Origin of the sequence: Paenibacillus sp. L3-i20, from assembly GCF_022180385.2 — a bacterium.
GTDB lineage: Bacteria > Bacillota > Bacilli > Paenibacillales > Paenibacillaceae > Pristimantibacillus.
In genome coordinates this window covers 251,342-264,083 of record NZ_BQME02000001.1, presented here as the reverse complement: position 1 = coordinate 264,083, position 12,742 = coordinate 251,342, and the positions used below count along the sequence as shown (strand labels likewise).

14 protein-coding genes are annotated in these 12,742 nt (G+C 41.3%); all 14 read left to right on the top strand.

The window, feature by feature from the left end:
- The first annotated feature begins 19 nt into the window (after nucleotides 1–19).
- The 14 genes from cysK to MFF31_RS01210 all read left to right on the top strand — a co-directional run bounded on the left by cysK (nucleotide 20) and on the right by MFF31_RS01210 (nucleotide 12,729).
- On the top strand, nucleotides 20–937 hold the full coding sequence (gene cysK / locus MFF31_RS01275; RefSeq protein ID WP_238186369.1) for a cysteine synthase A: 918 nt from the start codon (nucleotides 20–22) through the stop codon (nucleotides 935–937).
- Between the two features lie 346 nt (nucleotides 938–1,283).
- On the top strand, nucleotides 1,284–1,508 hold the full coding sequence (locus MFF31_RS01270) for a hypothetical protein (protein ID WP_238186368.1): 225 nt from the start codon (nucleotides 1,284–1,286) through the stop codon (nucleotides 1,506–1,508).
- 44 nt (nucleotides 1,509–1,552) lie between these two features.
- A complete protein-coding gene (locus MFF31_RS01265) occupies nucleotides 1,553–1,945 on the top strand; it encodes a spore coat protein (protein ID WP_238186367.1) in 393 nt (130 codons plus the stop codon).
- Between the two features lie 150 nt (nucleotides 1,946–2,095).
- A complete protein-coding gene (locus tag MFF31_RS01260) occupies nucleotides 2,096–2,587 on the top strand; it encodes an Lrp/AsnC family transcriptional regulator (protein ID WP_238186366.1) in 492 nt (163 codons plus the stop codon).
- A 17-nt stretch (nucleotides 2,588–2,604) separates the two neighbouring features.
- Nucleotides 2,605–3,819 carry an aminotransferase class I/II-fold pyridoxal phosphate-dependent enzyme gene (locus MFF31_RS01255; protein ID WP_282570460.1) on the top strand — a complete coding sequence of 405 codons (1,215 nt, stop codon included), beginning with the start codon at nucleotides 2,605–2,607 and terminating at the stop codon, nucleotides 3,817–3,819.
- A 95-nt stretch (nucleotides 3,820–3,914) separates the two neighbouring features.
- On the top strand, nucleotides 3,915–4,487 hold the full coding sequence (locus tag MFF31_RS01250) for a cob(I)yrinic acid a,c-diamide adenosyltransferase (protein WP_238186365.1): 573 nt from the start codon (nucleotides 3,915–3,917) through the stop codon (nucleotides 4,485–4,487).
- A gap of 19 nt (nucleotides 4,488–4,506) precedes the next feature.
- On the top strand, nucleotides 4,507–5,487 hold the full coding sequence (locus tag MFF31_RS01245; RefSeq protein WP_238186364.1) for an RluA family pseudouridine synthase: 981 nt from the start codon (nucleotides 4,507–4,509) through the stop codon (nucleotides 5,485–5,487).
- Nucleotides 5,488–5,778: 291 nt separating this feature from the next.
- On the top strand, nucleotides 5,779–6,156 hold the full coding sequence (locus MFF31_RS01240; RefSeq protein WP_238186363.1) for an arsenate reductase family protein: 378 nt from the start codon (nucleotides 5,779–5,781) through the stop codon (nucleotides 6,154–6,156).
- Nucleotides 6,149–7,381: an aminotransferase class I/II-fold pyridoxal phosphate-dependent enzyme gene (locus MFF31_RS01235; RefSeq protein WP_238186362.1), complete on the top strand. Its 1,233-nt coding sequence runs from the start codon at nucleotides 6,149–6,151 to the stop codon at nucleotides 7,379–7,381. The genes MFF31_RS01240 and MFF31_RS01235 overlap by 8 nt, the downstream gene beginning before the upstream one ends.
- Nucleotides 7,382–7,455: 74 nt before the next feature.
- The gene (locus MFF31_RS01230) at nucleotides 7,456–8,322 is read left to right on the top strand and encodes a 5'-3' exonuclease (protein WP_238186361.1); all 867 of its coding nucleotides are present in this window, start codon (nucleotides 7,456–7,458) and stop codon (nucleotides 8,320–8,322) included.
- A gap of 571 nt (nucleotides 8,323–8,893) precedes the next feature.
- On the top strand, nucleotides 8,894–9,307 hold the full coding sequence (locus MFF31_RS01225; protein ID WP_238186360.1) for an XRE family transcriptional regulator: 414 nt from the start codon (nucleotides 8,894–8,896) through the stop codon (nucleotides 9,305–9,307).
- Between the two features lie 103 nt (nucleotides 9,308–9,410).
- Nucleotides 9,411–10,142, top strand: coding sequence for a YveK family protein (locus MFF31_RS01220; RefSeq protein WP_238186359.1), 732 nt, complete (start codon nucleotides 9,411–9,413; stop codon nucleotides 10,140–10,142).
- Complete coding sequence (locus tag MFF31_RS01215; protein ID WP_238186358.1) at nucleotides 10,132–10,797, top strand: CpsD/CapB family tyrosine-protein kinase; 666 nt, start codon at nucleotides 10,132–10,134, stop codon at nucleotides 10,795–10,797. The genes MFF31_RS01220 and MFF31_RS01215 overlap by 11 nt, the downstream gene beginning before the upstream one ends.
- Nucleotides 10,798–10,899: 102 nt before the next feature.
- Nucleotides 10,900–12,729: a polysaccharide biosynthesis protein gene (locus tag MFF31_RS01210; RefSeq protein ID WP_238186357.1), complete on the top strand. Its 1,830-nt coding sequence runs from the start codon at nucleotides 10,900–10,902 to the stop codon at nucleotides 12,727–12,729.
- The last annotated feature ends 13 nt before the right edge of the window (nucleotides 12,730–12,742 follow it).

Sequence of the window (12,742 nt, the reverse complement as noted above, 5' to 3'; positions counted from 1 at the left end):
TAAGGGAGTTTGAACCTATATGGCCAAAATTGTATCTGACATTACTAAGCTTATTGGCAATACACCAGTGATCAGCTTGCAACGAATTGCCGAAGAAGGTAGCGCAGAAGTATGTATTAAGCTTGAGCGTTTTAACCCAAGCGGTAGTGTAAAGGATAGAGCTGCTTTTGCATTAATTGAAGCTGCCGAGCAACAAGGAATTATTAAGCTAGGTGATACGATTATAGAGCCCACTAGTGGGAATACGGGTATTGGGCTTGCGATGACTGCTGCCGCCAAAGGATATAAGCTCATTCTTGTAATGCCGGATAATATGTCCGCTGAACGAATTATGCTTCTAAAAGCTTATGGAGCAGACGTTGTATTAACTCCTTCGTCAGAGCGTATGCCAGGAGCAATTAAGAAGGCTGAAGAGCTTCGAGCTAGTTTGCCAGGCAGTTTTATTCCGAACCAATTCGAAAATGCTGCGAATCCTGACATTCATCGTCGTACAACTGCGCTTGAAATCATGGATCAGACGGATGGACGCTTGGATGCCTTCGTTGCTTCCGCAGGTACAGGAGGAACGATAACGGGAACAGGCGAGAAGCTTAAGGAGCTGCTGCCTAACTTATATGTTGCAGTTGTTGAACCGCAAGGTTCTCCAGTATTGTCTGGAGGCCAGCCAGGACCGCATAAGTTGGTTGGGACAAGTCCAGGATTTATTCCAGCTATTCTCAACGTTTCAGTTTATGATGAAATCATTCAAGTATCAGACAAAGATGCGCTTGATACTATGCGAGCGTTAGCAAGGCAAGAAGGACTATTGCTGGGTCCATCTTCAGGCGCTACAGTTTGGGCAGCTATGCAAGTTGCCAAACGGCTTGGAAGCGGTAAGAGGGTTCTATGTATTGCGCCAGATACTGGGGAACGTTACTTAAGTATGGATATATTCTAAAAACATCGTTAGTTTTTCTATCTAATTCTGCACTAATAATCCTCCGTGTTATTAATTTTGGCATTCACTTTATACAACCATTGGTTGTATAAAGTGAATGCCTTTTTGATAAGCAAGCCCTTCATAATTATCGCTATACTATCAACGGTCCTGTTATCTTATCTGTAGGTGGCACTGATCATTAATTGATTCGTTTTTGCTAGAATACAACAAGAAAGGAAAGATGAAAATTGAATTATTACATACGGATAACAGGCAAATTTGATTTGAACTAAGACACATAAATTGAGCAAAATAGCCCATAATACGGAAGTCATCACATTTTGCAAAATTGAGGAGGGACATCATGTTACAGCCAATGACAGCTAAAGAGCTGGAATATATTGCGGATTCAATGTCAAATGAAGATTTACTTATCAAACAATGTGCGGCAGCAGTCGCCGTCTCGACAACCCCAGCTCTTAGGAATTTGTGTTCACAAATGATTAACACGCATCAGCAGCACTATGATTCGCTACTGCATGCCATTTCGCATCATCAGCAAATAGCTCCGACACAGCCGCAGCAATAGGCTGTTGTTGTATTGAAATTTCAAGCTCAATAGGAGGGAAATCGATGTCTTATCAGCAATCGCAATCGATTCTAACAGAAGAGGATCTAGTATCAACGGTGTTGTCCGACTTGAAACGGGTCGTGCGTGAATACGCAACTGCTGCAACAGAGTCTACATGTCCGGATATTCGCCAGCTGTTCACCAAATTGTTAGATAGCACGTTAACGATGCAAGGGCAGCTGTTCCAAGCTATGCAACAGGCCAATATGTATAATCCTTCCTCCCCGGCGCTGCGCCAAGAGCTGGATAAACAAGCGAAGGAATATCAACAAACAACGCAGAAGACGAAGCAGATGCTGCAACAAAAATTGTATAATGCAGGGCAACAGTCTATATATACTCCTGCTAGTCTGCAACAAACGGGAAACCAAACACATCAATCGTATTTCAATTAAAGACCCTTTGGGGTCTTTTTTGTTAGTTGTGGCGAATTATTTAAAATAAATTGTTCGAACGGGATATATTCTCAATTTTTCTTTGCAGGAAGCGGGAATTCGTTGTAAAATACTCTTTATAATCGCAGGCGCGCTGGAAGGAGTTTTTGAATGAACGAATTACAGTTAAAGGTTTTGGAACTACTGAAGGAAGACGCCCGCAGAGACGCGGAACTAATCGCGACAATGCTTGATGTCTCAGTAGAGGAAGTTAAAGAAGCAATAGCCGCGATGGAGAAGGACCATATCATTGTCAAATATGCGACAGTTGTCAATTGGAGTAAAGTGGATGACGAAAAGGTAACCGCCTTAATCGAAGTTCAAATTACCCCAGAGCGCGGTCGTGGATTTGAAGGTATCGCGGAACGAATTTATTTGTATCCTGAGGTGAAGTCCGTTTACTTAATGTCGGGCGCTTATGACTTGCTGGTTGAGGTTGAGGGGAAAAACTTAAAGGAAGTCGCCTCCTTCGTATCAAACAAGCTATCACCAATCGATGCTGTACTTTCAACAAAAACATTTTTTATATTGAAAAAATACAAACAAGACGGCATCATTTTCGAGGAAAATGAAGATGACCATCGTTTGATGGTTTCGCCGTAATATAAAGGGTGACGGTGATGATAAAAGAGGAATCGGAACAAACATCCATCCCTATGACGCGTCAATCGATGGCTGGTTACTTGTCTCCGCTTGCAAGAGACATGAAACCGTCGGGCATCCGTCGGTTTTTTGATTTAGTTAGTTCACGTAAAGATATTATAACACTTGGTGTTGGAGAGCCTGACTTTGTTACACCGTGGCATGTTAGGGAAGCAGCAGTCTACGCACTGGAAACAGGCAAGACGCAATATACTTCTAACGCTGGTATGCCGGAACTAAGGGAAGCAATTGGGCAATACTTAAACGATTCATTTTCAGTGGCATACAATCCTGCGGATGAAATTATCGTCACAGTCGGAGGCAGTGAAGCAATCGATCTTGCTCTTCGTGCATTAATTGTTCCTGGAGATGAAATATTAATTCCTGAACCTTGTTATATCTCTTATTCACCAATAACAGCACTTAGCGGAGGTGTTGCAGTAGGAATCGAAACTTTCGCGGAAGATAATTTTAAGCTTCGTGCGGATTCGCTTCGCGCTGTTATTACACCTCGTTCAAAAGTACTTATTTTATGTTATCCAAGCAATCCTACTGGCGGTACGATGACGTATGAGGATTGGTTGCCAATTACTAAGCTTGTAGAAGAACATGATTTAATTGTCATTTCTGATGAGATATATGCTGAGTTGACGTATGGTTCCAAGCATGTCAGTTTTGCTGCAATGCCAGGTATGAAGGATCGTACTATTCTTGTAAGCGGCTTTTCCAAAGCTTTTGCAATGACAGGCTGGCGCATGGGCTACGCTTGCGCTCATACCGATATTTTGTCAGCTATGCTGAAAATTCATCAATACACAGTTATGTGTGCACCAGTTATGGGCCAATATGCAGCACTTGAAGCGCTTAGACATGGACAGGAAGAAATGAATCGGATGGTTGAATCGTATAATCAACGACGTCGACTTGTTGTGAAGGGCTTCCGAGATATCGGTTTAGAATGTCATGAACCTCAAGGTGCGTTCTATGCGTTCCCATCAATAGCTTCTACTGGATTAAGTAGTGAACAGTTCGCTCAGCGACTGTTAGAGGAAGCTGGAGTCGCGGCAGTGCCGGGTGATGTATTCGGTCTTGGCGGCGAAGGTCACCTGCGCTGCTCCTATGCCACCTCCGTTTCACAACTAACGGAAGCGTTAGATCGCATCGGACAATTTGTATATAAGATTAAACAATAATTAACGTACAGCAGGTCAGGAGCTTCTCCGGCCTGCTGTTTGTTGTCAGGTTGTTAAAAGAAGCATTGTAAATATGAAGGAGGAGTGTGCAACGTATGCGCTTATATACAAAGACTGGAGATATGGGTGAAACATCGTTAATTGGCGGCAGAGTACGTAAGGATGATTCTCGTGTGGAAGCTTACGGTACAATTGATGAACTAAATAGCTTTGTTGGTGTAGCTGCAGCAGAGACAGGGAAACATGAGAGTTTGCAGGAGCTAACGCATATTTTGATTGATATACAGCAAGAGTTATTCGATTGTGGTTCTGATTTGGCTTATGCCATGGAAGGCGCCCCGCTAAAAGTAAATGCAGAGCCATCAGAGCGATTAGAAACTTTAATCGATCAATACATTGCAGAGGCTCCTGAGCTTACACGGTTTATTCTACCCGGCGGTAGTGCAGCATCTTCGATGCTTCATGTGTGTCGTACAGTATGTCGAAGAGCTGAACGACGAGTCGTTACGTTATCACAGGAGCATGATATCAATAAGGATGTACTTATTTATTTGAACAGATTATCTGATTTCTTCTTTGCTGCGGCACGAGTGGCTAATGCGAAATTGGCTGTACCAGATACTGAGTACGTGCGTAGTGCAGTTGTGTTCGGTAAACGCAAGAAATGATTGGAAGTGGAATTCGTTTATGAAAGCTAATCTGGAGCAATTAGTTGCCCGTTATTATAGACCTCTAGTTGTAGAGGTAAGTGAAGAGGATGACGGCAAAGTCGTAAGAAATATATTGGAGCGACGACTTGGTGTTTCACGCAAGCTGCTATCGCAGGTAAAACTGACAGAACATGGTTTGACTGTGAATGAGGAGCGGGTCTATACAACTGCTAAGGTGTCAGCTGGAGATGTTATCCGTGTACGCATGGAACGAGAAGAGTCAGAAGACATATTACCGCAGCCAATTCCTATTGAAATCGTATTTGAAGATGATGATTTGCTAATCGTAAATAAACCATCAGGTATTATCGTTCACCCCACACATGGTCATTACACAGGCACATTAGCAAATGGTGTTGTTCATCATTGGCGTGAGCGTGGCGAGCGTGTCCGATTCCGTCCTATTCATCGGTTGGACGAGGAAACTTCAGGGCTCGTTGCTATTGCCAAAACGAGCTACGTCCATCAGCAACTATCAGAACAATTACAAGCTGGCACGGTTACGAAGCTGTATCGGGCTTATGTGTATGGCGTACCGCAACCTGAAGCTGGAACAATAGATGAACCAATAGATCGTGATATAGAACGACCACATTTACGTGTCGTTACATATACAGGCTATCCATCTATTACTCATTATGAGGTTTTAAAGAGTTTTAATGGTGAGTTCGATAATGTATCAGGAGCAGCAGCCGTAAAGCTTAAACTTGAGACTGGCAGAACGCATCAAATTCGGGTGCATATGCGTCATATTGGATGTCCGCTAATCGGGGATAAGATGTACGGAATGGAAGAAAGAGCTCAGTTAGAATGGGAAGATACGGTTGGACGACATGCATTACATGCCGAAACGCTGGGGTTCGTTCATCCAATTACAGGGCTGCGAATGGAATGGCATGCACAACTCCCAGTTGAATTGTTAAAATTAGAGCAACTACTTGATCAAGTGGTTGAGTAGTTGATCGAATGACCTAATTCTCTAACGAACTGTATATCACTTAATATATAGAAACAATCGCTATTTTTGTTCTAACGAACTCAGATGGTGTTATTGCTGTTAATTTCGCTTAAACTGACCTTCTTTTATCTAATTAACGACACTGGAGTTCGTAACAACACGAAATGATTTCATTTTTACGGGATAAGATGTATACAGTTCATTAGATACTATTCAGTATGAAAATAAGGTCGGAAGTGTTATGTAGAGCTATAAATGATTCGTATCGGCGACCGAAAGGGGTTTTTTCTTATGTCTACTGTAAATCAAGTTACAATCATTGAATATCCGAAATGCAGTACATGCAGAGCGGCAATCAAGTCGCTAAAAGCCAAAGGGAATGAAGTTGTTACTCGCAATATTGTTGAGCAGACGCCTACCGCTGAGGAGCTTAAACAATTGCTGAAAATAAGCGGTATGGATATTAAAAAATTGTTTAATACTTCAGGTGATGTCTATCGTGAGCTTGGTTTGAAGGACAAGCTGGCTTCGATGTCTGAAGAGGAAAAACTTAATCTTCTTGCTTCCAACGGTATGTTGATAAAACGACCGATTGTAACAAATGGTAAAGTAATAACAGTTGGTTTTAAAGAAGATCTATATGCTGAGGTTTGGGGCAATAATGAATAACGTAAACGGCAGTGGGAAAACGTGGAGATCGGATAGATTATCACAGCTTGGTTCTTCGATTTTTGCAGAGGTGTCCGAATGGAAAAGGGCGGCCTCAGCAAATGGGATGGATATTATTGATCTTGGTATTGGTAGTCCTGATAAGCCGCCATCTGAAAGTGTTCGTAAAGCTTTAAGTGAAGCTGTACTTCGTACGGACATGTATGCGTACCCCTCAATTAAGAGTGGTATGCCATTTAAAGAGAAAGCAGCAGCATGGATGTATCATCGATTTGGAGTAACTGTTGATCCAGCAAATGAAATGGTTACTATACTTGGCTCTCAGGACGGATTAGCTCATTTAGCGCTTGCTATATGCGATCCGGGAGATATCGTATTGCTTCCGAATCCGGGTTATCCGATCTATGCCGCATCACTTGCTTTAGCTGGTGTTCAAGCCCATTACATGCCTCTGCGTTCTGAAAACAATTTTTTGCCCGACCTTGAAGCGATTAGTCAGGACATTTGGCAGAAAGCCAAGTTTATTTTACTGAACTATCCTAATAATCCACTATCAGCAGTTGCGGATCTTTCTTTTTTCGAGAGACTGTTAGAAAAAGCGCGCAAGCATGATGTTCTTGTCGTGCATGATCTAGCTTATTGCGAAATGGGGTTCGATGGCTATAAGCCTCCAAGTATTTTGCAAGTAGCTGGCGCTTCTGAGCAAGTGGTTGAGTTTCATTCCCTTTCTAAAAGCTTCAATATGGCTGGTTGTCGTATCGGATTTATGGCGGGCAATCGAGAAGCGGTTGGCGCTTTGCGTGAACTGAAAGCGAATATTGATTATGGTGCATTTGATCCTATTCAAGAAGCAGGTATCGTTGCGCTGCAGGAAGCAATGAATGAGACAGATTGCACAAATATAGGTACGTTATATGAACGAAGAAGAGACACCTTTATCGCAGCATTGCGAAGAGAAGGATGGGAAGTCGAAGCGCCAAAAGCGACAATGTTCGTATGGGCTAAACTTCCTACTATTTGTTGGGATAGCACTATAATCTGGACCTCTAGAACCATTTCCCGGGAAATGTTGAAGGCGACAGGTGTCGTCGTAATTCCGGGTGAAGCTTTCGGAACGGAAGGCGAGGGCTATGTTCGTATAGCGCTTGTTGAGGAAGAGGATAGATTGTTGGAAGCTGCGGAACGAATTGGACGGTTCATTCGTGGCGAGCATGTGATAAACTAGTAAAGTTGCATTTGTGATTAGAAGGTACGATTCAAAAGTTGATTGTTAAATGATAATAATAGGGGCTGTTATAAATGAGTAAGCAAAGACTGCTTCTCGTAGACGGAATGGCGATTTTGTTCCGTGCTTATTTTGCAACATCGTTTACGGGAAGTATTCGCCGGACAAGCACTGGAATTCCTGTTAATGCAGTACACGGATTTGTTCGATATTTTATGGATGCTGTAAACAAGTTTGACCCAACACATGTTATTTGCTGCTGGGATCTGGGTGGAAAGACATTTAGAATGGATCAATTCGAAAGCTATAAGTCCAATAGACCAAGTGCGCCAGAAGATTTGGTTCCGCAATTTGAATTAGTCAAAGAGGTTGTTGCAAGCTTTAATGTACAGAATGTTGGCATTGAAGGCTATGAGGCGGATGATTGTATCGGAACGCTGGCGTCGATGTTTAAAGATCAAGCGGATATTTTTATTGTAACTGGAGATCATGACTTGCTCCAACTAGTGGATGAATCTGTTTCTGTTGCAATTATGAAGAAGGGAATAGGCAATTATATGGTCTACACCCCAGAGCTCTTGTTCCAGGAACGTCAATTGACGCCAGTACAAGTCATCGATATTAAAGGTCTTATGGGCGATACTAGTGACAATTATCCAGGAGTACGTGGTATCGGTGAGAAGACAGCCCATAAGCTCATTCAGGAATATGGATCAATTGATGCATTACTTGCCAATCTGGACGGAGTATCAAAAACGATTAGGACCAAGATTGAAGCCGACATGGATATGCTGCATCTTTCGCGACAATTGGCTACTATTTGCTGTGATGCACCGCTTGATACGGATATAAATGTTTGTAGTTGGAACTATGACAAGCAGAGCGTATTAGATAAATTTGACGAGTTAGAGTTTAAGAGCTTGATTGCTCTTATTAGCTAAATATAATGGTAGAAGAAAGTTAGAGAGCTAGACTGGCAGCAGCCAGTCTAGCTCTTTTTTTGTATTTCAGCGATATTTTCATCCCAATAAATGACGACTATGATGAATATTTGCATGTAATGATGCAGTTACGCGTCTGTTACATAGGCGGCTTGGATATGTACCGCAAGATTTGGCGTTTATGTATGACCTGTCAGCCTATGAAAACGCAAGGGAAATATAGAAGAAATCGATTTTGGGAATAGAGAGATTACGATGGTTAATGGGCAGAAATGTTATGCATCAAGCAGATTTCTCAAAGGGTTAAAAGATATTATTCAGTAATAATGCAACTCAGGCACGAAGGCTAGTTCGAGCTGAAAATCGGACTAGTCTTTTTTGTTTACAGTATGTAGCAGTTCTATATAAAGAACGACTAATAATGAGTAACAGAAAGAAATAAGATGTAATAAGGTATTGACCTGTTCTCTTTAAAGAACTAAAATAAGATTATTGTCCGTTATAAAGACTCCTGATAATCGTTTGCGCTTGTAAGTATAGTACGGATCTAATCTGACTGAAGGAGAATATTATGATTGGAGAACGGATTAAATCGCTTAGAGAAAAGAAAGGTTATTCGATCACGAAACTTGCTGATCTTGCGGGTGTATCGAAATCTTACTTAAGTTATATTGAACGAAATGTTCAAAATAACCCATCCCTTCAAGTACTAGCAAAAATAGCTTACCATCTCGATACAAACATCGAATTTCTGCTTGGGGAAGATCTTTCGCCAAAAGTATGGGTGGATGAGGTGTTAGACGAAGAATGGCATTCAATTATAAGAGATGCTGTCGATGAAGGAATGAGTAAAGGGGATTTCCGCGCACTAAAGGATCTTGTTCGTTCGAACAAGTGGAAGGAAGAACAAGCAAAGCACAAGGAGTTCGCTGGCATTGATAGTCGGAAGAAATCCAACATCATTATTCTTCATATCGATCATTAATGAATCGAGGAAAAAGAGTGTATGGGGATGTTGACTTGTTCTATATAAAGAACTATAATTACGATAATGTTCTTTATAACTAACAAAATAAGCGGGTGAAATAGTGGAAACGACACGAGTCAAAGATCGAATGAGTGGACCAGCCGGTAAGGAAATTGATCTGCGAAAGTTAGTAATTACACTAAAAAAGAAGTTGTGGTTAATTGTATTAATGACAATAACATGTACGGTATTAGGATTTTTATACAACTCACAATCGGAGCCAGATATTTACTCTTCTTCATCAAGAATAATTATATCAACTACTAATGACATGATGTCGACGGTAAAGGCACTTGTCAAAGAGCCGATTGTATTGAAAGAGGTTATTAAACAACTGGATTTAACTGTACCAATTGGTCAATTGCGTAGTCAAATCCAAGTAAGCAGTGTGGATTCCTCGCTAATTACAGTCATTTCTGTCTTTGATTCAAATCCACAAAGAGCTGCCGATATTTCTAATGCTGTTGTAGACGTATTTAAGAAAGTAGCAGCCGATACACTTGAAGTACGAAATATTCGCTTACTCACATCGGCAGAACCAAATGCTAATCCTATTAATGAAAAAAGCAACACTGTTGTCTATATCGCTTTTATTGTAGGACTAATACTTAGTGTAAGCTTAACATTCCTTTTAGAATCGCTTGACGAGTCGATAAGAAATGAACAAGATGTTGAAATCTTATTGGACATAACTGTATTGGGTCAAGTGTCAAAGATAAGACGCAGGCATACTTCCGGTTCAGCGAAAAAAATAAAACCAGGATTGATTAGGAGTGAGACAATTGGTTCGTGAACGAGCAAAAATAGCTAAAAGAATAGCCAATCGGAGCTTGGTGGCCTATCTAAATCCTACACATAAAATTTCAGAGCAATACAGAACGATTCGCAACAATATCCAATTTGCATCTGATGGTCGCTCTATCCGTTCTTTAATCGTTACTTCTCCGTCCGATGGTGATGGAAAATCTACTGCGGCAGTTAATTTAGCAATTAGTATGGCACAAAGAGGCGAGCATGTACTTCTAATCGATGCAAACTTCCGCAATCCCATGCTTCATAAAATTTTCAGTGCACAAATATCTCCAGGATTATCAAACGTGCTCGCACAGCAGCTTCCCTTTGCTGAAGCAACAGTTGAAACAGAGATCGAAGGTCTTGAAGTATTAACAAGTGGTCTCAGCTATACGAATTCAGCCGATATGCTGGATTCACAAACGATGAAAGAATTAATTAAAGCAGCTGAAGAGCAATTTGATCGTATCGTAATTGATTGCCCTCCTGTTCTAACAGCTCCAGATACAAATGCACTTGTCAACAAATGTGATGGTGTCGTGTTGCTTTTGAACTGTGGAAAAACGACGCATAGCAAAGCACTTGAAGCGAAGCAATCTTTGACCTTTGCGGGAGCGAACATCGTAGGAGCTATATTGAACAAAAAGAACGCATAACAAATAGTTTGCGGAGAAAAGATCGTTCCGCCTTATTGTTCTTTATTAAGAACAATGAAGTCGAACGATTAGATGTACAAGAGGAGAAAGGATGAACCTGTAATGACGTATCGAAGTAGATTGTCACTCTTACTTTTGCTGGATTCTATCATAGTAATATTGGCACTTTACACAAGTTGTTGGTTGCTTGATATTTCAAATACATCAAGCAACTCGTTCTACTTTCTAGCAGCTGCACTACTCTTATTTCATCATAGCTTTTTTCTTTATTTCAAGCTGTACAAGAAAGCATGGGAATACGCGAGTATAGGTGAACTAGTCATTATTGTTAAAGCTGTTGGACTTACGTTTTTGTTTGCTGGGTTAGTTCAATATTTATTAACGGGGCAGCATCAATTAAAGCTGTTATCAGCAACATGGATGATCCACATTTTAATAATAGGCGGCTCAAGACTAGGTTGGCGAGTTGTGCGAGGGAGTCTCACTAAAAGCAGTGGTAAACGCAAGCGGACACTTATTGTAGGTGCAGGTTCAGCAGGTACAATGCTGGCAAGGCAGCTAATGAACAACTCAGACACCGAGTTGTTACCTGTTGCCTTTATTGATGATGATACCCATAAGCAGATGCTCGATATTATGGGTTTGCCGGTAAGCGGCGGTATAGCTGATATCGTAGTCAAAGCAAAGGAATTACATATTGAAAATATCGTTATCGCTTTACCATCCCTTAGTAAGAAGCAGCTTTATGACATTTTTACAGAATGTGCAAAAACGACTGCAAAGACGCAAATCATCCCGATGCTTGAAGATTTAGCAACAGGTCGAATATCTGTTACACAATTTCGTGATGTGCAAGTAGAGGATTTGCTTGGAAGAGAACCAGTCGAGCTTGATATTGACAGTATTTCAGAATATGTAACCCAAAAAGTTGTCCTTGTTACTGGTGCCGGAGGTTCTATTGGATCTGAAGTTTGCCGGCAAATTGCTAGGTTTCTGCCAGAGAAGCTAATTTTATTAGGTCATGGGGAAAACAGTATCTACGCAATAGAACATGAACTTAAGGAGTCATTCAGGGATTCGAATATTAAGTTTTATACGGAAATTGCGGATCTGCAAGATGCTGACAAAATGATGTCCGTTATGATGGCTCTTCGACCTGATGTCGTTTATCATGCAGCAGCACATAAACATGTTCCACTTATGGAACGTAATCCAGAAGAAGCATTCAAAAACAATGTATTAGGCACGTTGAACGCTGCGAGAGCGGCGAGCAAAAGTCGTGTCGAAACGTTTGTGATGATCTCGACGGATAAAGCAGTTAATCCAACTAGTGTTATGGGAGCTACGAAACGTGTTGCCGAAATGATCATTCAACATATGGGGAAAATCAGTCAAACGAAGTTTGTTGCTGTTCGCTTTGGTAATGTGCTTGGCAGCAGAGGGAGTGTTATCCCGCTGTTTAAAAAGCAAATCGCAAATGGCGGTCCAGTTACAGTAACACATCCCGAAATGGTTCGTTATTTTATGACTATTCCAGAAGCATCAAGATTGGTTATTCAAGCTGGTGCTCTCGCAAGGGGCGGAGAAGTGTTTGTATTGGATATGGGAGATCCCGTTAATATTACGGAACTCGCACAAAATGTCATTCGGATGTCTGGTTACTCGGTTGAAGAAATAGGCATCGAATATACCGGCATTCGCCCGGGTGAAAAGTTATTCGAAGAAATGTTAAAAGACGATGAAGTGATGGAAAAACAAGTATATCCGAAAATCTATATCGGCAAATCATCCGATCTCTATTTTGATGAAATTGAGGAATTGATTGCGGAATTCCCCACTATGAACCAAGCGCAGTTAAGAGTGCGACTTCTTGAACTTGCGAATCATGCCCATTCAGAGGCACGAGGGAAGCTCGCAACGATATTTGGATAAAAGGAAAGAGGAG